22 protein-coding genes are annotated in these 20,686 nt (G+C 52.3%); 14 read left to right on the forward strand and 8 right to left on the reverse strand.

Annotated features, from left to right (window positions below; translation table 11 throughout):
• Positions 1-54 precede the first annotated feature (54 nt).
• Positions 55-282, reverse strand: a complete 228-nt coding sequence (locus tag ACZ5FK_RS15240) for a hypothetical protein (protein ID WP_464805708.1) — start codon at positions 280-282, stop codon at positions 55-57.
• Between the two features lie 328 nt (positions 283-610).
• Here ACZ5FK_RS15240 and ACZ5FK_RS15245 point away from each other — a divergent pair, with 328 nt between their 5' ends.
• The 3 genes from ACZ5FK_RS15245 to ACZ5FK_RS15255 all read left to right on the forward strand — a co-directional run bounded on the left by ACZ5FK_RS15245 (position 611) and on the right by ACZ5FK_RS15255 (position 1,558).
• Positions 611-1,138: a YceI family protein gene (locus tag ACZ5FK_RS15245; RefSeq protein WP_464805709.1), complete on the forward strand. Its 528-nt coding sequence runs from the start codon at positions 611-613 to the stop codon at positions 1,136-1,138.
• 80 nt (positions 1,139-1,218) lie between these two features.
• Positions 1,219-1,386, forward strand: coding sequence for a hypothetical protein (locus ACZ5FK_RS15250; RefSeq protein WP_464805710.1), 168 nt, complete (start codon positions 1,219-1,221; stop codon positions 1,384-1,386).
• On the forward strand, positions 1,373-1,558 hold the full coding sequence (locus tag ACZ5FK_RS15255; RefSeq protein WP_464805711.1) for a hypothetical protein: 186 nt from the start codon (positions 1,373-1,375) through the stop codon (positions 1,556-1,558). Before ACZ5FK_RS15250 ends, ACZ5FK_RS15255 begins: the two co-directional genes overlap by 14 nt.
• Before the next feature lie 137 nt (positions 1,559-1,695).
• On the opposite strand, the gene ACZ5FK_RS15260 is transcribed toward ACZ5FK_RS15255, so the two are convergent.
• On the reverse strand, positions 1,696-2,133 hold the full coding sequence (locus ACZ5FK_RS15260; RefSeq protein ID WP_464805712.1) for a general stress protein: 438 nt from the start codon (positions 2,131-2,133) through the stop codon (positions 1,696-1,698).
• Positions 2,134-2,488: 355 nt separating this feature from the next.
• Here ACZ5FK_RS15260 and ACZ5FK_RS15265 point away from each other — a divergent pair, with 355 nt between their 5' ends.
• From ACZ5FK_RS15265 to ACZ5FK_RS15275, 3 genes are all read left to right on the forward strand, one after another.
• Positions 2,489-2,866 carry an iron chaperone gene (locus ACZ5FK_RS15265; protein WP_464805713.1) on the forward strand — a complete coding sequence of 126 codons (378 nt, stop codon included), beginning with the start codon at positions 2,489-2,491 and terminating at the stop codon, positions 2,864-2,866.
• Between the two features lie 176 nt (positions 2,867-3,042).
• On the forward strand, positions 3,043-3,600 hold the full coding sequence (locus ACZ5FK_RS15270) for a sigma-70 family RNA polymerase sigma factor (RefSeq protein ID WP_464805714.1): 558 nt from the start codon (positions 3,043-3,045) through the stop codon (positions 3,598-3,600).
• Complete coding sequence (locus tag ACZ5FK_RS15275; RefSeq protein ID WP_464805715.1) at positions 3,597-4,682, forward strand: DUF4179 domain-containing protein; 1,086 nt, start codon at positions 3,597-3,599, stop codon at positions 4,680-4,682. The genes ACZ5FK_RS15270 and ACZ5FK_RS15275 overlap by 4 nt, the downstream gene beginning before the upstream one ends.
• Positions 4,683-4,792: 110 nt before the next feature.
• Here ACZ5FK_RS15275 and ACZ5FK_RS15280 read toward each other — a convergent pair whose 3' ends face one another.
• The gene (locus ACZ5FK_RS15280) at positions 4,793-5,278 is read right to left on the reverse strand and encodes an Rpn family recombination-promoting nuclease/putative transposase (RefSeq protein ID WP_464805716.1); all 486 of its coding nucleotides are present in this window, start codon (positions 5,276-5,278) and stop codon (positions 4,793-4,795) included.
• A 132-nt stretch (positions 5,279-5,410) separates the two neighbouring features.
• On the opposite strand from ACZ5FK_RS15280, the gene hpaB reads away from it, so the two are divergent.
• Complete coding sequence (gene hpaB, locus ACZ5FK_RS15285; RefSeq protein WP_464805717.1) at positions 5,411-6,853, forward strand: 4-hydroxyphenylacetate 3-monooxygenase, oxygenase component; 1,443 nt, start codon at positions 5,411-5,413, stop codon at positions 6,851-6,853.
• A 79-nt stretch (positions 6,854-6,932) separates the two neighbouring features.
• The gene (locus tag ACZ5FK_RS15290; protein WP_464805718.1) at positions 6,933-7,154 is read left to right on the forward strand and encodes a hypothetical protein; all 222 of its coding nucleotides are present in this window, start codon (positions 6,933-6,935) and stop codon (positions 7,152-7,154) included.
• Between the two features lie 6 nt (positions 7,155-7,160).
• Here ACZ5FK_RS15290 and ACZ5FK_RS15295 read toward each other — a convergent pair whose 3' ends face one another.
• On the reverse strand, positions 7,161-7,706 hold the full coding sequence (locus ACZ5FK_RS15295) for a DUF488 domain-containing protein (RefSeq protein WP_464805719.1): 546 nt from the start codon (positions 7,704-7,706) through the stop codon (positions 7,161-7,163).
• A gap of 175 nt (positions 7,707-7,881) precedes the next feature.
• Between ACZ5FK_RS15295 and ACZ5FK_RS15300 the strand changes: the two genes are divergently transcribed.
• Positions 7,882-8,484, forward strand: a complete 603-nt coding sequence (locus ACZ5FK_RS15300; protein ID WP_464805720.1) for a hypothetical protein — start codon at positions 7,882-7,884, stop codon at positions 8,482-8,484.
• Positions 8,485-8,709: 225 nt separating this feature from the next.
• Here ACZ5FK_RS15300 and ACZ5FK_RS15305 read toward each other — a convergent pair whose 3' ends face one another.
• Positions 8,710-9,594, reverse strand: coding sequence for an SH3 domain-containing protein (locus ACZ5FK_RS15305; protein WP_464805721.1), 885 nt, complete (start codon positions 9,592-9,594; stop codon positions 8,710-8,712).
• Positions 9,595-9,794: 200 nt separating this feature from the next.
• On the opposite strand from ACZ5FK_RS15305, the gene ltaS reads away from it, so the two are divergent.
• The gene (gene ltaS / locus ACZ5FK_RS15310; RefSeq protein WP_464805722.1) at positions 9,795-11,750 is read left to right on the forward strand and encodes a lipoteichoic acid synthase; all 1,956 of its coding nucleotides are present in this window, start codon (positions 9,795-9,797) and stop codon (positions 11,748-11,750) included.
• Positions 11,751-11,809: 59 nt separating this feature from the next.
• On the opposite strand, the gene ACZ5FK_RS15315 is transcribed toward ltaS, so the two are convergent.
• A complete protein-coding gene (locus ACZ5FK_RS15315; protein WP_464805723.1) occupies positions 11,810-12,073 on the reverse strand; it encodes a YqhV family protein in 264 nt (87 codons plus the stop codon).
• Between the two features lie 189 nt (positions 12,074-12,262).
• Here ACZ5FK_RS15315 and ACZ5FK_RS15320 point away from each other — a divergent pair, with 189 nt between their 5' ends.
• Together ACZ5FK_RS15320 and ACZ5FK_RS15325 are read left to right on the forward strand one after the other, a co-directional pair.
• Entirely contained in the window at positions 12,263-12,763 is a 501-nt protein-coding gene (locus ACZ5FK_RS15320; RefSeq protein WP_464805724.1) for a MarR family winged helix-turn-helix transcriptional regulator, read from the forward strand.
• 23 nt (positions 12,764-12,786) lie between these two features.
• Entirely contained in the window at positions 12,787-15,876 is a 3,090-nt protein-coding gene (locus ACZ5FK_RS15325; protein WP_464805725.1) for an MMPL family transporter, read from the forward strand.
• Positions 15,877-15,996: 120 nt separating this feature from the next.
• On the opposite strand, the gene ACZ5FK_RS15330 is transcribed toward ACZ5FK_RS15325, so the two are convergent.
• Positions 15,997-16,689 carry a hypothetical protein gene (locus ACZ5FK_RS15330; RefSeq protein WP_464805726.1) on the reverse strand — a complete coding sequence of 231 codons (693 nt, stop codon included), beginning with the start codon at positions 16,687-16,689 and terminating at the stop codon, positions 15,997-15,999.
• A 201-nt stretch (positions 16,690-16,890) separates the two neighbouring features.
• Between ACZ5FK_RS15330 and hutH the strand changes: the two genes are divergently transcribed.
• Entirely contained in the window at positions 16,891-18,369 is a 1,479-nt protein-coding gene (gene hutH / locus ACZ5FK_RS15335) for a histidine ammonia-lyase (RefSeq protein ID WP_464805727.1), read from the forward strand.
• Between the two features lie 14 nt (positions 18,370-18,383).
• On the opposite strand, the gene ACZ5FK_RS15340 is transcribed toward hutH, so the two are convergent.
• Positions 18,384-19,622: an NAD(P)/FAD-dependent oxidoreductase gene (locus ACZ5FK_RS15340; protein WP_464805728.1), complete on the reverse strand. Its 1,239-nt coding sequence runs from the start codon at positions 19,620-19,622 to the stop codon at positions 18,384-18,386.
• A gap of 81 nt (positions 19,623-19,703) precedes the next feature.
• Between ACZ5FK_RS15340 and ACZ5FK_RS15345 the strand changes: the two genes are divergently transcribed.
• On the forward strand, positions 19,704-20,603 hold the full coding sequence (locus ACZ5FK_RS15345) for a 5'-3' exonuclease (RefSeq protein ID WP_464805729.1): 900 nt from the start codon (positions 19,704-19,706) through the stop codon (positions 20,601-20,603).
• Positions 20,604-20,686 lie beyond the last annotated feature (83 nt).

The following is a 20,686-nucleotide window of genomic DNA, read 5'->3' on the forward strand; positions in this document are numbered from 1 at the left end:
AATGACAATTTTCAAGTCTGAGTGTTTTTACGAGAGGAGAGTCACGACGGTCTTCTATTTTGAACCCAGACATTCGGTTTTCGGATCGAAGAGCAGCAAGCTGCCGAATAGACCGATACCGAACGTCACCATCCCGCCGCAGATAAAGCCGAATCCGACCATCGTTGTCATGCTGGATATCGTGAAACCGCTTTCAACTACGCCTAACGAAAAGATGATGAAGCCCAGAACAAGTTCGACTGTTGCTAGTCGTTTCATAAATTGCAGGAATTGAGTTTGCATCGCGATTCCTCCGTTTCGTTCACTGTTTTGCCATATTTTCAGTATACGCATGAAATGATTGTCTTGTAAATGTATTTTGATAATTTTTTTGGTTTTATCCTGCGAATTAACGCCAATCGAAACACTGGAAAGTCGACGCCCTTGCAATCTCTCTGCACGTAAACAGATAAACGCATTGACACGCCAAACAAAGATATGGTACATTTATCTCGAATTCAATATATCTTGAATTCAAGATATATTGATTCTCCGATTGCCCTATTGCTTGATAGGGCAAAAAAATTACGTATATATCTCGAATTCAAGATAAAAACAGGAGGAATGCAAAGTGAGTAAATGGACAGTCGACCAATCGCACTCAGCAGTAGGATTTGAAGTGAAACATATGATGGTGTCGAAAGTGAGAGGGCAATTCAAGTCGTATACGGCGGATGTGGAGGCTGCTGATTTGAGCGATCTCACAACAGCTTCCATCGGCTTTACGATTGACGTGGCAAGCATTGACTCAAGCAGCGAAGATCGCGATACGCATTTGAAATCAGCAGACTTCTTCGATGTGGACACATACCCTTCGATCACGTTCCAGTCAACGTCAATCACGAAGGACGGGGATGACTACAAAGTGGCTGGCGATATGACGATCAAAGGAATCACAAAGCCGGTCACGTTTGACGTGGAGTATGGCGGCAAAGGCAAAAACCCCTGGGGCGTGGACGTCTATGGATTTGAAGCGGAAGCGAAAATCAATCGCGAAGAATTCGGCTTGACCTGGAACGCGGCACTTGAAACCGGCGGCGTGCTTGTCGGAAAAGATATCAAAATCAAAGTTGAACTGGAAGTCAATCCAGCAGCGTAAGTAAGTAAACAGAAAAACGGTGAATCGTACAGGTAACATGTATGGATTCACCTTTTTTTATGGGGATAGGAGTGAAGAAAATGGGATTCGCAAGTAGGGAACTAAAAGCGGTCGCCGGGCTGCTCCGTGCATCCCAAGCGATTCTGGAAGTGATCCGAAAAGACGCGGCGGCGTACAGCATTGAATACAAAATACAAACCAGTGAAAAGTATAGCGCTTGCCAAAAAGGATGGATTGAAACTCTCTGATCATGTGCCGATTACAAAAACCGAATACAATTTCACGTATATTACGATTGACGAGCCGGGTGAATATATCGCGACGGTCCGATTTGAAGATGATGAAGAAGCGAGATACCTGGTGCAGGTTATGGAGACCAACGACAGCTTCTATTATTTTGGGTATGCAATGGAGATGTAAGAGGCTATATAGATGACAAGAAGACAAGGAATGCCCTCCACGATTGGACGGCATTCCTTTTGTTTGTACGGCTTTATTATATCTTAGAGTAAGGTTTTATGAAAAGTGTTTCTTGCACAGTATCTTGTAAATCCCTTTCACTCGTTATAATGGGCAAGCACAAGAATTCTCCCATCCTCCACCTCAGTCGCATACCGTTCTGCTTCCTCATCAGGTACACCGCTTTCCATTAGCGCATGCTTTAACCCGCCGGCATGGGTGCTGGCCCCAATCACGGCGCCTCCGACCATGGCGAGGATCGGGCCGGCAGCGAGCACAGCGCCAAAGCCAGGTAGTAAGACAGTGGACAAGCCTGCAATTATGCCCGCCAGACCGATGGCTCCGCCGGTCGCAGCGCCAGCCACTGCGCCATCTATCGTGGAAGGTTTGACTTCCTTCGTGATGTCCGATATGTTTTTTATATGTTTTCCAATAACCGAAATGTCCTCTATTTTATAGCCTTTCTTTTGTAATTCATTTACAACCGTCACTGCTTGTTGTTCCGTATCATATACGCCAATCACATGATTCTTCATATGAATGTCCCCCTGTTCGCTAGAAATATGATTCTTTTCCCGGTCTTTTATATAGTTACACTCATTTTGTACTGGAATATTATTCTTGGAAAGCAGCCGACCTCGTAACAAGTGATACAAGCCCCAACGAGAGCCGAAATCATGAATAGCTTACTGCTATTTTGATGGTTAGAATAGTAAAGTAGAGGGGAACTTAAATTTCAAACAACACCAATTGAGCATTTCGAAGGCTGACACGGTCGTAATTAGAACTCCTAAATCCCATTATTTTTAAGCTGACAAAATTCATTTCTTCCTTTTCAACACGTTTGTAGGAACTGAAAATGCTTCTATAAGATCGGAGTGACAATATACCATGCAATATGACGCGAAAAACTATGAGGACTATATCGAGATGCTGGAAGAGGATTGGCGGAAAGAGAAGCTGCTTGCGATTCGGCAAATGATCTTGGTGTATGCACCCGAACTGGAAGAGGTGATTCGCTACAAGATGCTGAATTACGGGAAGGACGACCACTATGTCTTTGCGCTGAATGCACAGAAACATTACGTGAGCCTGTATGTAGGAACAATCGATAAAGTCGAGAACGCGGAAACCCTGTTAACAGGCTATACCTATGGCAAGGGCTGTAATCGCGTGAAAAAGACGATCAAGATGGAAGAGACCGGATTGGAGCAGTTCATCCAGACGACCATTGATATGTGGCGTGCAGGTGAGGATACGGATTGTTGATTGGAGATGCTGGCAGTCTGCATTACTAGTGAATACGAAAGCAATGTGACGCCTTCTCGCATTGCTTTTTTCGTTTGTATTCTAATTAAAGATTTTAAGAAAACAATGAGAACATTCCACCACCACGAACGATTACATAGGTGTAAAAGCTTTTACAGAATAAAAAGGAGCGGGCCATGAAAATCACAAACAGGAATTTCATCAAACGGTTCAAGAAAGGGAATGAGGCGGCGTTCGAGTATGCGGTGGATGAATACATCGGCAGCGTCAAAGCAGTGGTGTATCGCACGCTCGGTTCCTACCATGATCCGGCGCTCATCCAGGAGTGCATCAACGATACGTTTCTAGGCGCGTGGGACAACGCTTCACAATTTGACGGAGACCTGGAGGATTTCCGCAGATGGATCTGCACGATTGCAAAATTCAAGGCGGTCGACAAGCAGCGGAAGCAGATGCGGCTGCATGAGCCTTCTGCTATTACGGACGTGCATCTGGAACCGGAACAGTCGGCGGAAATGGCGGCGTTGAGCCAGGAGTCGACGCGGGAAGCGCTGCTGCTGCTCAGCACGTTGACGGAACTTGACCGGGATATTTTCATCATGAAGTACTTCCTCGATATGAAGAACGAGGAGATTGCAGGCGAGCTGGGGCTGACAAAAGCGGCCGTCGATAACCGGCTGTACCGCGGAAAGAAGAAAATCCAACAGACGCAGATAGGAGGCAGTTTTGCATGAAAGAGATCTATAAACGATTCAGCGAGATGAAGATGGACCCGGGGGTTGACAGGGTGCCTGTCACGGAAGCGGAAAAAGACGCGGTGAAAGGGCTGCGGCTGAAGAAACGGAGAACCCATCATATGCTGCGTAATTCATTCGTGGCAGCAGCGGTCCTCAGCCTGTCCGTTGTCACGTTTGGCGCTTCCTTTCCGGCTCTCGCGGCGCAATTGCCGATTGTCGGTACTGTATTTGCGCTTTTCCAGGAGGGAGGCCAGGTGGTGGAAGACTTTGGTGAATCCTCTACCGCGATCGGCATGACGTCAGAGGACCAGGACGTCAAGGTGACCGTGACGGATGCCGTGTATGATGGGGAGAGTGTGGCGATCTACTTCACGATGGAAAGTGAGCGGGATCTTGGCGAAAATCCTATACTGGATGCCTTCCTGACGATTGACGAATATGGAGACCGAAATTATATGCCCGGCCACTATATGATAGAGAAGGTGAGCGACCACAAGTATGCCGGTGTGGAGATGGTGTATCTGATGACGGGAAGCAAGCCGGAAGGCGCCATCCACGTAAAGTGGGAGGGAAGTGAACTGAAAGTGGTGGAAGACCTGGCCAATCCGATCGAGGGTGACTGGACATTCGCCTTTGACCTGGAAGCGCTCGAAGCGAAGACAGTCGAATTGGCTGATTTGACGGTCACGGATCAGGGGATGACGGTCGATGTCAGCAAGATGACGACAACCCCTGTGTCAAATACCATCTATCTTTCCAATACGGTGGCTGCTGAACTCAGGGAGAAATGGGACGACCTTGAGACGATTAGCATGAACTTTAGTGTGAAAGATAATCTCGGCCATGAATATGACGTGCTGCAGAATGGCGGATACGGAGACCAATCGCTTGGGATGTCGTGGAGAATTACGGCGCCGGCCTTTGATCCGGAAGCCACTTCGATCTTTATCACGCCCGTCGCTTCCGCGTATAAGCAAGGGAAGGCACTGTCAAAAGACGGAATGGCAAGAGAGATGGAGCTGATTGAGGAAATCACGCTTCAGCCGATTGAAGTGCCGCTTGTGGGCAGGACTGAGTAAGCATGAAGGGCAGGCCTAGGAGCTCATAACTCCTAGGATTGCCCTTTTTAAGTTTCTAATGCTTTTTCTAGGCAGATCGCCTGATTATAGATTTGGTGTAACATGTCCGTTCATCTTGCGGTGGTAATGATAGTCTTCACTTCTTCTATAGGCAGGTCAGACAGCTTGCAGATTAATTCCAAAGGAAGCGATTCATCGTACATCTTCAAGACAAATTCCCTTTTCGTCTGGTCTTTACCCCGCATCTCAGCTTCTTCTAGCCGGGTGATATGATCCCGTAATGCAATTTCCCGGCTAATAGCGAGATCGACAGTGTCCGGGTCCATGCTGAGCCTGCGGATTTCATCAAAGGCTTCTTTGAAAGCAGAACTTTCCATGGCAATCTTCTCCTTTGCTTTTTGATCTCCTTTAAAAAACAACAGCCACTTTTCCAAGTCGTCCATGTCCTCAATTTGCTTTTCCCTGTTTTTGAGCAACTGCAACGCATGAATTTCTAAATGGTCTGAGAACAATATCCCGGACGCCCGGTCAATTACTTGGAATGTACTATGAAATCCGCTGGAAGGCAACAGATCGAAGTCGTTTTGCTCTTTCACTCAGTATAACGGGCGCAGGTCGATAAAGATTTCACTTGCGGATAAATTCTTTTAGCGAACAGGGGGCAGGCATATCGTCGCGCCGCATTGGCATAAATTGAAAGACTGACTACGGATAGACGGGAGATGCATGTGGGGGTAACTGACGGAAAAGGGTTCATTGATCGGATTGACCGGCTGGGCAATGAAATCTGGTATGACGGGGAAAAGGTGCAAGGCCCGCTCTCCAGGCATCCGGCGTTTCAAGGTGTTCTCGGGTCCAAAGCGGCGCTGTACGACATGCAGCTTGACCCGAAGCTGAAAGACGAAATGACATTTGCGTCACCGTTGTCCGGGGATGCGGTCGGCCTTTCCTTTTTTGAGCCGAAAACAAAGGATGACCTGATCAGGAGAAGGAAAATGACCGAACGGTGGGCGAGATATTCTGGCGGGGTGATGGGGAGAAGTCCGGATTACTTGAATACGGTGCTGATGAGTTTCGCGTCATCGGCCGGCTTTTTGAAAGGGAAGCCGAACTGCTTTCCGGATCATCTGACTGCGTTTTTTGAAGAGGCGAGGGAGAAGGATCTGTCGTTCACCCATACATTTGTCACGCCGCAGGTCAACCGCGCCCAGACATACTGGGAAACAAGCGATGAGCCGATCGCCGCAAAAGTCGTAGCGGTCAAGGACGAGGGCATTGTCGTCAAAGGCGCGCGCCTGCTCGCGACGCAAGGTGGCCTGACGGATGAGGTGCTTGTATTCAGCGTGGGGAAATTCCTTTTCAATGAAGACCAGGCGTTCGCGTTTTCGATCCCTTCCAATACGAAAGGGCTCAGATTCATCTGCCGGGATTCTTTCATCGGCGGCTCGTCTTTTGATCATCCGTTAAGCTCGCGGTTTGAGGAGATGGATTCGGTCATCGTCTTTGACAATGTACTGGTGCCGTGGGAGCGGGTGTTTTATTACAACAATGCGGAGGTGGCCGAGCAGTTCCCGTCCCGCACATCGTTCCAGCATTTTGCGAAACATCAGGTGGTGACGCGGCAGATCGTCAAGACGGAGTTCGTGCTGGGGATTGCGGGGCTGCTGATCGACACGCTTTCGATTGGTGCCTATCCGCATATCGAGGAGAAAATGACCGAACTCATCATCGGGCTCGAAACGATGAAGGCGTTGCTAGAGAAATCGGAGAATCATGCCGAGGTGGACGAGTGGGGGGTGATGCGCCCGGAGCTGTATCCATTGCTAGCAGCGGGGAATCTCTTTCCGAAGATCTATCCCCGGTTTGCCGAAATCATCCAGCTGATCGGCGCGAGCGGGATGATTGTGCTGCCGACGGAAAAAGCATTTCATTCGAGCATCCGGGGGGACCTTGATTTGTACCTGCAAGGGACTGCGAGATCCGCGGAGGACCGGGTGCGCCTGTTCCGCCTGGCATGGGATCTGACGATGAGCCCGTTCGGAACGAGGCAGACCCAGTACGAGCGATATTTTTTCGGCGACCCGGTGCGGCTGGCGGGAGACTTGTCCAAGAGATATCCGAAGGACGCGCATATGCTGTGGGTGCGTGATTTCATCCTTGGGCAATTGTGACGGAATATGCTAAGGCTTGCCTCCTTCATTTGTGTTACAATTCATTGTAGTGGAAACAGAATGAAAAGGGCGTGCATCAATGGATCTCAAAATTGAAGGCGACAAGGTGATGATAAATGGCCATGAAATATACGGCCATCTCGATAACGAGCAATCTTGCTCTGTCTGCAAGGCAAGTTTGGTGTACTACGAAAATTTCGACGCGTATTTTTGTCCCGCCTGCAACGCCTGGAAGGAATCGGCATGCAGCGACCCGGACTGCCCGTATTGCCCGGGGCGGCCGGAAAAGCCGCTGCCATGACCTTTTTCACAGCTCCGGGTACACGACCGTCCCGTCCTCCTCGATGATCGGCATGGCGCCCCATTTGCCGAGTTCGTGCGGCACGAGTTCGCCGCCGTCTTTCACGGGGATGATATGGGTGACGTCCCATTCGCGAACGGCGAGCCAGTTGCTGATGAGCAGGCGGTGGCAGCGGGCGGGATGGCGCTCGGAGCAACAGTACGCAGTGCGCTTGTCCTCAGCAAGCGCCGTCAATTCTTCGATGCCTTCCTGAAAGCAATGCGACAAGGTGTAATCGGCATAGTTGTGGAACGAGTTATTCTGCCAGCCGTCGTTGAGCGCGGGGGAAACGAGGCTTGACGCCGGCCGCCTGCCTCCGAGTTTCGGAAGATGGCTATACGCGATGCCCGCTTCCGGCAGCCACTTTTCCATCGCCTCTTTAGCAAACCAGGGGAATTTCCGGCTGCCCGGGAATGCGCGCACGTCGACAAGCTGCTCGACGCCGGCCATGCGGAGCAGTTCGATGAATTCCTCTTCGGTATGTGAATAGTGGCCGATCGTATAGATATCCACGTGGATGACCTCCTTTGTCTACTCTAAGATTTCCACCAGGCGAAGAGAGTGAAACATGGCGGCAAGCGGCAGTCTTCCATAAAAGGGAAGCTTTTCTTTCGTTTGTAGAAGGAAAAAACGCCCGGTGCAACGAATACATATAGTAGTACTTGTCTGCAAAGGAGGAGGGAAACCGATGACTTCGCAACAACATATCAAACCGGAGCAAGCGAATAATCTCATGGTGTTTATACTGATTTTGCATCTTTTCTTAGCAGTGGCCGCCAGCGCTGTGCCGGAAGGGCATTTTCTCTTCTGGCTGCCCCTCTATGCAGCAGCTGCAGTTTTGGTCTTCCTGCGTCTTCTCTTTCTATGGAAGCGTTACAGCAAACAGGAACCTAAGCGGTACAATTCACTTCAACTGTATTGGATGCTGACGGGCCTGTCGTTTTTCGCAGTAATGCCTTTGATCAGGTTGGCGCATGGCACAGCTGCGTTTTGGATAGTTCTGGCTGGCACCGTCCTGTTATTCCTGTGCAGTCATCTATGGCGGGAGCGGATCGCTGCCGTGTTCGTGAATCCGAAGAAGAAAAGGCAGCTCGCCACGATTCCCAAGGCGCTTGCCATCATTGTCATCGCCGGGATCATCATCATGGCGGTGTTGCGGTTCACGCCTGCCCATCCGAACGATGGCCTGAGCGTGTTTTCCTATTTGATCGGTGCATTCATGACATTCCTGGCACCTCCATTTTCACTCACTGAGGAACGGATTGAAGAGCTGAGGGGTTCGAAGGCATGAGCACGCGAAGGATAGTTCGTTATTGATCTTGATCAAGAGGAAATGGCGCGGAATTTTGCAGGGGCTATTACCGGCTGACCCGTCAGCTGGAACGCGGAATGAAAACGGCTAGTTAGTAGTAGGAATCTCTCCAGTACCAGGCTAAGAAAATCGAAAATGAAGAAGAGTCCCGTTCCATAGCGGGACTCTTCTTCCTAATGGGCAGGCTCAACTTACTCGTAATCCTTACTGCTTCGCCCCCTCCACCTTCACCAGCTCCGTGATCACTTTCCCCTTTGAATTTGTACTTTTTACAATGCCGATCCCTTTGACAAAGTATTCGCGTGCGCCATTCGGGTATTTCAGAATGACCGCATTGTCAAACGTGCCCGCTTTCACAGTTACACGTTTCGTTGTGCTTTCGACAAGCACTTTCTGTTCCTCGAACATCAGCGACGAGTCGATCGTATGCGTTCCCTGTTTCAAAGGATACGGCACATTGACGAAGATGAAGTCGGAATTGGAAACGCCCATCAGCAGCTGCTTGCCGTCCTCGATATAGGTGAAGTTCGAAAAATGCGGGTAGAGCTCGCTCTTTTTATTGTACAGGTATGTGTATTCCTCATCTTTTTCCACGATGAATGTTTCTCTTTTCGGTTCCAGGAAAGAAGGTTCGTATGTCAGGACCAAGCCGTCTTTCGGCGCAAGGCCGCCGGTGACCACTTTGGCTGCCGCTTTTGGATTCTTCTTGGACAGCGCGGACGCATAGACATATCCCTTGTTTTTCCCGGCTTGTACGTATGCCCAGCCGTCTTTCGTCGATAACACCGTAATCTTGGAATGGTTTGGAATCGTCCCCAGGCGAACGGCGTTTTGCCGCGGTTCTTGCCGCAAAATGATATCTGATTTCGCATGGACGTACATTTCGGATGACGCAGCGCTCACGGTTGCCGGCGAGGCAACTGCAACACTGATGAGCAACATCAGCATCACGAGAAGTGCTTTTCGAATAATGGACCACCCTTTCTTTGTTCCTGCTAGACGAGGGTATGAGGGACAGTATAGGAATAGAACTTCACCCATCCGAAACGTTTCTTCGCCTACAGTATCCTTTCCCCGTTTTTTCTCCATATAACTAGTTCCCCCGCGGAACCCCGACCTTCCATGATTCGTCCTGTACTGGCGAAAGAGGCGGCGCCACATGGCAGAATGCTCCATTGCACTATGGAAGTTTTTGACTTGACGAAATCGCCATAGAGGAGTACTATGTTTTAGCTGTAGAAATAAATATACATTTGTACAATAATTTCAGATAAAAGGTTGGTGTTTACATGAGAAAACCATCGAATATGAAAGACTTCTTGTTGCACAACTTTTTAGGAATCTATGCAATCGCTGTTTTGATGTTATGGATGAAAACATATATCGCACAAACGACGCAATTTGAACTCGGGGCAGAGGGACTGCTTCAGCAGTTCTTGCTAGTGCTCAATCCGCTCGGTTCAGCCTTGCTGTTCCTAGGAATTTCATTTTTGTTCAAAGGCAAAAGAAGATACACGGCGCTTGTCGTCATTTACTCGCTCATGTCGTTCCTGCTCTACGCAAACATCGTCTACTACCGGTTCTTCAGTGATTTCATCACGTTGCCGACGCTGTTCCAGACGCAGAACTTCGGTGATCTCGGCGGCAGTGTCAAGTCATTGCTCGAGCCGCTTGATGTCCTGTTCTTTATGGATGTCGCCGTTCTCCTGTACCTCCGTTTTTCCAGCAAGGTGGAGAAACAAGCGACCCGGACGGGAAGGAAGAAAGTGTCTGCGATCATCGCTGGCGCACTGATTCTCTCGATCGTCAACCTCGGTCTTGCGGAAGCGAGCCGTCCGCAGCTTTTGACGCGCGGATTTGACCGGAACTACATCGTCAAATATCTCGGCATGTACAATTACTCGATCTACGATTCGGTGGAAACGATGGCCGCTTCCTCGCAGCGGGCACTTGCGGACAGCAGCGACATTACGGAAGTGATCAACTATACGCAATCGACGTACGCGGATCCGAATCCTGCCTATTTTGGCGCTGCCAAAGGCATGAACGTCATCTATCTGCATCTCGAGTCGTTCCAGAACTTCCTGATCGATTACAAGCTGAACGGGGAAGAGGTGACGCCGTTCTTGAATTCATTGACGAAAGATAAGAACACGGCGTATTTCGATAACTTCTTCCACCAGACAGGCCAGGGCAAGACGTCGGACGCGGAATTCATGCTGGAAAACTCGCTCTTCGGTCTGCCGCAAGGTTCGGCGTTCATTACGAAAGCGCAGAATACGTACCAGGCCGCTCCGAGCATTCTGGCGGATCACGGCTATACATCTGCCGTGTTCCACGGCAATAACGGCAGCTTCTGGAACCGCAACACGATCTACAAGGGATTCGGCTTTGATCATTTCTTCGATGCGAGCTATTATGATACGAGCGCGCCGATCGATATGGCCGAATACGGTCTGCTGGACAAGCCATTCTATGAGCAGTCGGAGAGCATGCTGCAGTCTTTGCCGCAGCCGTTCTACACGAAGTTCATCACCGTGGCGAACCACTATCCGTATGACCTGAACGAAGACCTCGCGTCCATCGGGAAAGCCGACACAGGCGATGTCAGCGTCGATGATTACTTCCAGACGGCGCGATATACTGACGAAGCAATCGAGACCGTCTTCAAGCGGCTGAAGGAGATGGGTCTGTATGACAATTCGATGATCGTGCTGTATGGCGACCATTACGGCATTTCCGAAAATCATAAGAAGGCGATGTCACAGATCATGGGCAAGGAGATCACGCCGTATGAAAGTGCGAACTTGCAGCGCGTGCCCTTGTTCATACACGTTCCGGGCATGAAAGGCGGCGTCCACCATACGTATGGCGGCCAGACCGACCTGCTGCCGACGCTTCTCCACCTTCTTGGCATCGATACGAAGGACTTTGTCCAGTTCGGGTCTGACCTGTTCTCGGACGAGCATAGCGAAGTCGTCCCGTTCCGGAATGGCGATTTCATCAGCCCGGCAATCGATTCGATCAATGATACGTACTATGACAATCAAACCGGCGAGCCACTAGATGAATCCAAGCTGGAACTCGCGGAATCGATGAAAAAAGAAGTGAATTATAAGCTGGGGCTTTCTGATAAAGTCGTCAATGGCGACTTGCTCCGCTTCCATACGCCGAAAGGCTATACGCCGGTCGACCCTTCGCAGTACTCATACACGAAGGATTCGGCCGACCAGCCGAATGAATGACAAAAGAAGCACGCTCTCTCCAGTAAGGGGAGGCGTGCTTCTTTTTGATTTGTGCTCTCTCACTCCATTTTAAGGCTGATCAACAGCAGTGTGATCCCTGCAAACAGGCAGATCATCCGGGGCAGGGAGATCTTCTCGGCGAGTCCCAGCAAGGCAATCGCTGTCGTGATGATCAGCACGCATGGACCGACGAGCGCCAGCATCGTGTTGATGTAGAAGGCTTTCTCGAGGTCATTGAACTTGTACATGAATAAGGCGGCGGTGATGTCCACGCTGCCTGAGAAGATCCGCAGTAAGATAATGAGCAGTAATGCTTTTTCCATGAATTAATTGCGCCGTCCCTTCTCTGCTAAATCGCTTTTCGGTTGTCCTAATCTACTCTATGTGAGCGGGCGCATATCATATGAACGTTGTGCGAGTTTCGCCATTGACAAACGCCGTGCAGGGGATTACGATATATATCGCATCAGATGTATCGCATGCGATGAATTTTAGAGGATGTGAAAAGAAGAGTGGATAGAGCTGTGATGTTAGGCGAGTCAATCGACTATTTGCATCGGTATACGATGAAAAGCCTGCAGCGGCAGGCGGAGGAACATGGCGTGACAATCCCGCAGATCCGGGTGATTGGCGAAGTGTTTGCCCTTCAGACAGTAAGTGTCAAATTGCTGTCACAAAATCTGAAGATGACGCAAAGTACGGTCTCGGATATTGTGGAGCGGCTGGTGTCAAAAGGCATCTTGAAGAAGTCGCCGAATGCGAAAGATAAGCGCCTCGTCGATATTACCTTGTCGTCAAGGCTGGCTGAGGAGATCGACGAGAGCATCTCACAGTTGAAAAATCAGTCGCTGATGGCGGTGCTGGAGCGATTGACGCCTGAAGAACAGAAGATTGCGGAGCACGGAATGAGTCTATTGGTCTCAGCCGTTCAGCAGCAGATCGAAGCTGACGGCATGGATGATTACGGGTATCCGGATATCGTGTACTTCTCCGAAAACAGTAAAAAGAAATAGACAGAAACGCGGGAGGAAATGGAATGAAAGCTATTATAAAAGGGCGCTGGGCCATTTTTGCACTTTGGCTCATTGCGACGGTCGTGCTGACGGTTATCCAGCCGGACGTAAATGCGATCCTGCGTGAACAAGGGCAAGAAGGGACGAGTGCAGACAGTCCGTCCGTCCTAGCAGGTGAGATTCTAAAGAAGATGGACACGACAGTCGGCACCGACAACCTCATTGTCTTTTACGATAAAGACAAGATTTCAGACAGTGACATGAAAGAGATCGGCAAAGCGGTGCAGTCGCTCGATGACAGCAGCGCAGAGCTTGGCATCACGAGCATGATCGATCCATTCAATATGCCGGATGCGAAAGACAACTTGATCTCTGAAGACGGCACGACGCTTATGGTCAGCTATAAGCTGGATAAGAAAGACAGGGAGATCGATGATATTAAGCCGCTGTTTGAGAAGAAGCTCGACGGCGTGCCGGTCGAGTATTTCCTGAGCGGTGAGGATTTCATCAACAACGACTATCTAAAGGCGACGCAGGCGGGCGTGGAAAAAAGCGCCGCGCTCACTGTCATCTTCATCCTCGTCGTCCTGATCATTGCATTCAAATCAGTAGTGACGCCGTTCATCTCATTGCTCGCTGTTGCGTTCTCCTATCTCGTTTCGATGGGGATTGCCGCGCAGCTGATCGACAAGGCAGGATTCCCGGTGACGAGCCTGACGCAGATGCTTCTCGTCCTGATCCTCTTCGGTCTCGGCACGGATTACAATATCCTGCTGTTCAACCGGTTCAAGGAAGAGCTGGCAAAAGGCTTCTCAACGGATGAATCGATTATCAACACGTACAAAACAGCGGGGAAAACGATTGCGTACAGCATCTTGACCGTATTCATCGCGTTTCTCGCGCTCGTCTTCTCCGAATCCCCGATCTACCAGTCGGGCGTCGTCGTCGTCATCGGTGTGACGATCCTATTGCTGGAGATTTTGACATTGACGCCATTTATCATGAAAGTGCTTGGCAAGAAGCTGTTCTGGCCATCGAAAAACGCGGGCGGCCATAAGGAAAATAAATTCTGGGGCAAAGCTTCGTCTCTAGGGATCAAGCATCCGATCATCATCACGTTGATCGTCCTGCTTGTCGTCGGTCCGATGGTCATCTTCCATGAAGAGAAACTGAACTTTGATACAGTCGGGGAACTGGGCGACAGTTATCCTTCATCTGAAGCCATCAATCTTGTGGGAGAGCATTTCGGCAAAGGGCAGTCGATGCCGGCGACAGTCGTCATCGAGCATGACAAGGCGCTTGATAACAATGATTCTCTCGCGGTGATCGACAGTATTACCGAAAGGCTCAAGGCGCTGAAAGGAGTCAAACAAGTCTCCTCAGTCACGCAGCCTTTAGGAGAGCGCATCGAAGATTTCTATGTCTCAGGCCAGATGGGCACGGTAACCGACGGATTGTCAGGAGCGCAGACAGGCGTCAACGCCATCTCGGACGGAATGAAAGAAGCGCAGGAGAAACTCGGCTCGGCTGACTTCTCAAAAGTGGGCGATATGGTAAGCGGCACGGCGGAGCTTCAGAACGGCATGACGGCACTATCCGGCGGCCTGAAGCAGATCCAGGCAGGGCTGAGCGGCGGTTCCGCCAATGCCGAGACGATTGCAGGCGGCATTGCTGCGATTGAAACGAATCTCACGAAAATGAGCGGCGGCGTCACGCAGCTGGCGGAGAACTACCAGAAGATGCAGGCGGGCTATCAGGAGATGGGCACGCACTATCAAGGCGCTACCCAGGCTCTCCTAGGCGTGAAACAGACGCTTGCCATGATGCAGCCGATGGTGGAAGAGCTGGGCAGCAGCTATGAAGAATTGAAAGCAGATGAGAACTATGTGAAGCTCAGCCAGACGCTAGCGGGGATTTCTTCCTCTTTGAGCGAAATCACGCCGGAAGGCATGGCTGCGCTGAATGAGCAATACAATACAGTGACAAAAGGATTCGGCACCGCCAACCAAAGCCTCGCGGAAATCAGCGGCGGCCTGAAACAAATGGCGGGCGGTCTTGATCAGCTGCAAGGCGGCCTCAAAGAAGCATCGTCCGGCATCGGTACGATCGTGACCAACATGGCTGTTGTGAACGACGGCCTGGGCCAGATGAAAGCGGGCCAGATGCAACTTGCGGAAGGGCTGGGCGGCTTCAGCGCATTCGGAAGCCAATTGTCCGAAGTGAACAGCGGCCTCGATGAGATCTCAGATGGCATCGGCCAGACGAACGGATACTTGTCGCAGCTGAATCAGAACGAAAGCTTCTTCATTCCGGAGGAAGCCCTGTCGAATGATGAATTCACGGGAGCTCTCGATGCGTTCATGTCGGATGACCGCACCATCACGAAGATGACGGTCATCTTGAATGACGATCCGTATTCTGCGGCTGCCCTTAAGACAGTCGGCCAGATCAACCAGGCGATCGGCGCAGGCTTGAAGAGCACCGTACTGGACGGTTCCGATTACGGGACAACCGGATCCAGCGCAACGACGAAGGACATGAATGATATCTTGTCCAGGGACTTGAATAAGACGACGTTGATCGTCATCGCGGGCGTCTTGCTCGTATTGTTCCTCGTCATCCGCTCGTTCTGGACACCGATCTTCATCACGGCGTCCCTTGTAGGCGCGTATTATGCGGCGATGTTCGTCGTGAACAGCATTTTCATCGGATGGCTCGGCTATGCCGGGTTATCATCCTTTGTCCCATTCTTCTCGTTCATCATCATCGTGTCGCTTGGAGTGGACTACAGCATCTTCCTGATGATGCGCTTCAAGGAATACCCGGATCTTGATCCGCGGGAAGCGATTGTCACCGCCTCGAAGCATATCGGCGGCGTCATCATCTCGGCGGTCATCATCCTCGGAGGCACGTTCGCCACGCTTATGCCGGCAGGGATCATCTTGCTGACAGAGCTTGCGACCGCGGTCATCACAGGACTGATCGTGCTCTGCTTCATCCTGCTTCCGGTCTTCTTGCCGGCGCTCATTGCGCTGCCGGATCGGCTGTCCGGATTGACATCAGGCAAGAAAGCATCCGGCCACAAAGCGGATTTGGCGGATAAGCGATTGTAAGGATCAACAGACAGCAAGCCGCCCGAAAGTCAGCACGAATGACTTGTCGGGCGGCTTTTTTGCTATTTATTAGTAACGAGGAAAAAGGAATCCCACGCGGGCGGGATTCCTTTTTTTAAATCAGCTGCAAGTGAAAGCGTCGATCCGGTCCAGATCAATGCCGAAGTATTCCCAGCGCCTCGTGGAAGAACGCCAGCGGTAACCGGCGATCGATGTCCGGCCGACAAATACCGGGTAGAACCAGAAGCCGTTCCGGCGGGAGAGCCAGATGTACGTGAAGCGGTACAGGCAGCGCCGGATGCCGCCGGGGTCGACGCGGAGCATCTGCATATCGGGATAGGACGGCGTATAGGAAGGGGGTGCGGAAGTCGGCGCCTGCTGCCCGCCTTGCCCTCCGCCCGGCGGATCACCTGGCGGACGTCCGCCCGGCGGTCTTGAGCCGCCTGGCGAAGAAGGCCAGCCCCCGCCCGGCCGCCAGTTCCCTTGGTTCCAGGATGGCCCGGATCCCGGGAAGCCCGGCATCCCCGGCATTCCCGGGAAACCTGGAAAGAATCCCATGCTGCCTTGCATTCCGGAGAAACCGGATGCGCCGTACGGATCCTGGTAGCCCATATTCCAATTCTGTCCCTCTGGATAGCCGTACTGCGGCATACCGTACATGTCACCTTGCATGTAGCCGCCGTATGGGTTCGACATATTCGCCCCCGGCATCCATCCTCCCATGCCTTGATTGTACATATGGTCTTCTTGATGGTTGTATCCATCCGGCAAGCGCGGATACCATTGTTCATTTCCAAACGTATTCGGGTTCATCATCTCAGTCCTTTCGGGTCATTCAACCTAGTGTATGCGCCTTGCCGGCCGGCGGTTGGACGTTTGTGCCGATTTTGCCTATTCAGCGCGATGAAAAGATAGCGTGCTAACATAGAACAAATTTTCGGAAAACAGGCGAAACTGCCGCAGCAATCGTGTACGATGAAAGAAGGGAACGAACAACGAGAGAGGGCGATGAGAATGGTAGTGCTAAGTGGACATTCGCTGACGCTGCGTCAGATGGAGAAGATTTTATTTGAAGGGGAACGAGTGGAGCTGGATGCAGATGCGCTTGTCAGGGTCTGCGCGAGCCGTGACGCGGTCGACCGGATTGTGGAAAGCGGCAAGACGGTTTACGGGATCAATACAGGATTCGGCAAGTTCAGTGATGTGACGATTGACGAGAAGGACACGAAAGCGTTGCAGCTGCATTTGATCCGGTCGCATGCATGCGGAGTCGGGGAGCCGTTTGCGGAAACGGTGTCACGCGCGATGGTCGTGCTGCGGCTGAATGCATTGCTGAAAGGCTATTCGGGCATCCGCGCAGAGGTGCTCGAGCGGTTTGCGTACATGGTCAACCACCGCATCCATCCTGTCATCCCGCAGCAGGGATCGCTCGGCGCGTCCGGAGATCTCGCGCCGCTTTCGCATCTAGCGCTCGTCCTGCTCGGGGAAGGATACGCGTGGGACGGGCGGGTGCATGTGCCGGCCGCGGACGTCTGGAAGCAGCATGGGCTGGAGCCGATCGTGCTCGAGGCGAAGGAAGGCCTCGCGCTGATCAACGGCACGCAGGCGATGACCGCGCAGGGCGTCGTCAATTACCTTGAGGCGGAGAGGCTGGCGTATGCGAGCGAGTGGATTGCGGCGATGACGATGGAGGCGCTCCGCGGCATTACAGACGCATTCCATCCGGCGATCCATGAAGCGCGCGGCTATAAAGAGCAGGTCGATGTCGCGGCGCGGATTCTGGATTGGCTGGATGGAAGCGGCTTGACGACCGTGCAGGGGGAGAAGCGCGTGCAGGACGCCTATTCGATCCGCTGCATCCCGCAAGTCCACGGCGCGAGCTGGCAGGTGCTGTCCTATGTGAAGGAGAAGCTGGAGATCGAGATGAACGCGGCGACGGACAATCCGCTCGTCTTCGAGGACGGAGAGCTTGTCGTATCGGGAGGGAATTTCCACGGGCAGCCGATTGCGTTTGCCATGGATTTCCTGAAGATCGGGATGGCGGAGCTCGCCAATATATCGGAGCGGCGCATCGAGCGCCTCGTGAACCCGCATCTGAACGAAGGGCTGCCGCCGTTTTTGAGTCCGCAGCCCGGCCTGCAGTCGGGAGCGATGATCCTTCAGTATTCAGCGGCGAGCCTCGTATCGGAGAATAAGACACTTGCCCATCCGGCATCGGTCGACTCGATTCCTTCGTCCGGCAACCAGGAAGATCATGTGTCGATGGGGACGATCGGTTCGCGGCATGCGGGGCAGATCATCCGCAATACGGCGAACGTGCTGGCGATCGAAGCGCTATGCGCCATGACAGGCTGCTCGCATCGCGGCGTGCAGCAGATGGCGCCAAAGACGAGAGAGCGGTATGAATGGCTTGAAACGGAGATCAGCCCGATTGCGGAAGACAGGGTGTACGGGGCGGAGATCGAAAGCCTCGCGCAGCGTTTATTGAAATGAAAAAGGGCGGTCTGTCAGCTGATGACGGACCGTCCTCCTTTTTCGGGCGCTTTGCGGTTTGGCGTTACAATCTGCGCGGTTACGTCCGGCGCTGTGCCCTCCAGCAGATCAGGCAAAAGGGAAGCGCCGATCATGCTGTAGACCGTCCCGTTCCCGCCGTAGCCGAGCAGATAATAGGCGTTTTTGAGCTTCGGGTGCCGGCCGATGAATGGCAGGTTGTCACTCGATTCCCCGAAAACGGCGCAATAGGCATAGTCGAGCTCGGCGGCGAGCCCCGGGATGAGCCCATTCGCCTCGTCCACAAGTTTCTGGCCGTATTCCCGCACTTTCCCTTCACTCGGCATGTCATCCGTCTGTTCGTCGAGCCCGCCGATGATGACCCGGTTTTCAGCAGTCGTGCGGATGTAAAGATATGGCGTAGCCGTCTCCCAGATGAGCGCATTCTCATGCCATGGCGCATCTGTTTCAAGAGGCTTTGTGACAGCGACATACGACCGGTTCAGGATTGCCGCGTTCCGGCTGCCTTCAGGGGGCGCTTCGTAGCCCGTCGTAAAGATCGCATGCTTTGCGCGAAGCTTTCCGGCAGACGTTTCCATGGCGATGCCGCCCTTTGTCTCCTCCATGCCGAGCACTTCGGTATGTTCATAGAGGACCGCCCCTAGCTCCTGCGCCAGCGAAAGGACGCCATTCGCGAACTTATAAGGATTCACTTCCGCGTCCCCATGCGTCACGATGGCGGCCGGCTTGTCGATTCCCGTCTTCTCGAGAAGCTTGTCATGATTCCAGAACTCTGCGGGGAAGCCGTATTTCGAAAGTGCCTCATATTCCTTTTCGAGCCTTCCTTTGTCGTCTTCCGTGCTTGCGTAATAGATACTCGGCCTGCTGACGAAATCGGCATGCCCCGGAAGCAGCCGGGCGATCTCCTTCAGGCGGCCCATCGCGTCCAAGCAGGCGGTGTAGAAGTCGACGGCGTCCGCCGCTCCGATCTGTTCTATTAACTCATGAAGCATGATATCATTGGAATACTGGAGCAGCCCCGTATTGGCCTCCGTACTGCCGCTGGCGGCTTGCCGCTTATCGACAATGGCGATGCGGTATCCTTTCGACGCGAGCAGATAGGCGGTCAGGACACCCGACATGCCCGCTCCTACGATGACTATATCAAACTCATCCTGGCTCGCTTTAGGCGGTGCGGCATCCCGCTCGACTGCCAGAGTCGTAGGCCAATATAATGAACCGATATGCAGTTCCATATAGACTCCTCCTTTTGAGGTATCTTTACCCGTGAATCGATCGGGAGTAACTAGTTTATGATGGCAAAGGAGAAGATAGAGATGGCCCAAGAAGAGAGACCTCATATTTTATTGATAGATGGAATGGCGCTCCTGTTCCGTTCGTTTTTCGCTACCGCGGCGACCGGGCAGTACTTTCGAAACGATGAGGGGATTCCGACAAACGGCGTGCAAGGCTTCGTGCGTCATGCGATGACGGCGGTTACGATCTTCAAACCGACCCATATGGCTGTCTGCTGGGATATGGGGATGCTGACGTTCCGCAATGATCTGTACGACGGGTACAAGGCGAACCGGCCTGTCCCGGCCCCGGAACTCGTCCCGCAGTTCGATATGGCAAGAGAGCTGTCCGAGGAGATCGGCTGGAAGAACTACGGCATCAAAGGGATGGAAGCCGATGACCTGATCGGCTCGCTCATCTGCTCGTGGCAAGAGGAGGCGGATGTGACCGTCGTTTCGGGGGACAAGGACCTGCTGCAGCTGCTCGGGCCGGGCGTCCGGATCGCGCTTATGAAAAAAGGCTACAACGTGTACGACATCTATGATGAAGAGCGGTTCACCGAAGAATACGGCATCACGCCGCACCAGTTCATCGACCTGAAGGCGTTCACGGGGGACCCGAGCGACGGCTATCCGGGCGTCAAAGGGATCGGACCGAAGACGGCGATGAAGCTGATCCAGCAATACGGCTCTGCGGAAGCGGTCCTCGCGTCGCTGGACGAGCTGACTCCCGGCAATCGGAAGAAAATCATGGCGGACCGTGACATGCTCCTGCTCTCCCGGCAACTGGCGGAAATCCATTGCGAACTCGAATTGAAAGACCCGCTCAGCGAACTGGCCGTGCCTGATTTCGATGAAGCGCTGCGCGGCCGGCTTGCGTCAGGCGGCTATAAAATGATCGTCCGGCAGATGGATTCGCTGTTTCAGATTTCGCCTTGGTGACTACGTAAATCAAAAGGCGATCCATTTTTAATCGACCCAACCAGGCAGGCGATTAAACTGGCGCGGGCCCTAAAGGGGTTACG

The organism is Sporosarcina sp. GTC18466 (assembly GCF_055389225.1).

Bases quoted from the DNA above. Each gene is read 5' to 3' on its own strand.
- ACZ5FK_RS15330 (WP_464805726.1), bottom strand. From the start codon at position 16,689: ATGAACCCGAATACGTTTGGAAATGAACAATGGTATCCGCGCTTGCCG.
- ACZ5FK_RS15270 (WP_464805714.1), top strand. From the start codon at position 3,043: ATGAAAATCACAAACAGGAATTTCATCAAACGGTTCAAGAAAGGGAAT.
- ACZ5FK_RS15250 (WP_464805710.1), top strand. From the start codon at position 1,219: ATGGGATTCGCAAGTAGGGAACTAAAAGCGGTCGCCGGGCTGCTCCGT.
- ACZ5FK_RS15275 (WP_464805715.1), top strand. From the start codon at position 3,597: ATGAAAGAGATCTATAAACGATTCAGCGAGATGAAGATGGACCCGGGG.
- ACZ5FK_RS15290 (WP_464805718.1), top strand. From the start codon at position 6,933: ATGGATCTCAAAATTGAAGGCGACAAGGTGATGATAAATGGCCATGAA.
- ACZ5FK_RS15300 (WP_464805720.1), top strand. From the start codon at position 7,882: ATGACTTCGCAACAACATATCAAACCGGAGCAAGCGAATAATCTCATG.
- ACZ5FK_RS15265 (WP_464805713.1), top strand. From the start codon at position 2,489: ATGCAATATGACGCGAAAAACTATGAGGACTATATCGAGATGCTGGAA.
- ACZ5FK_RS15260 (WP_464805712.1), bottom strand. From the start codon at position 2,133: ATGAAGAATCATGTGATTGGCGTATATGATACGGAACAACAAGCAGTG.
- ACZ5FK_RS15325 (WP_464805725.1), top strand. From the start codon at position 12,787: ATGAAAGCTATTATAAAAGGGCGCTGGGCCATTTTTGCACTTTGGCTC.
- ACZ5FK_RS15315 (WP_464805723.1), bottom strand. From the start codon at position 12,073: ATGGAAAAAGCATTACTGCTCATTATCTTACTGCGGATCTTCTCAGGC.
- ACZ5FK_RS15240 (WP_464805708.1), bottom strand. From the start codon at position 282: ATGCAAACTCAATTCCTGCAATTTATGAAACGACTAGCAACAGTCGAA.
- ltaS (WP_464805722.1), top strand. From the start codon at position 9,795: ATGAGAAAACCATCGAATATGAAAGACTTCTTGTTGCACAACTTTTTA.
- ACZ5FK_RS15305 (WP_464805721.1), bottom strand. From the start codon at position 9,594: ATGGAGAAAAAACGGGGAAAGGATACTGTAGGCGAAGAAACGTTTCGG.
- ACZ5FK_RS15345 (WP_464805729.1), top strand. From the start codon at position 19,704: ATGGCCCAAGAAGAGAGACCTCATATTTTATTGATAGATGGAATGGCG.
- hutH (WP_464805727.1), top strand. From the start codon at position 16,891: ATGGTAGTGCTAAGTGGACATTCGCTGACGCTGCGTCAGATGGAGAAG.
- ACZ5FK_RS15340 (WP_464805728.1), bottom strand. From the start codon at position 19,622: ATGGAACTGCATATCGGTTCATTATATTGGCCTACGACTCTGGCAGTC.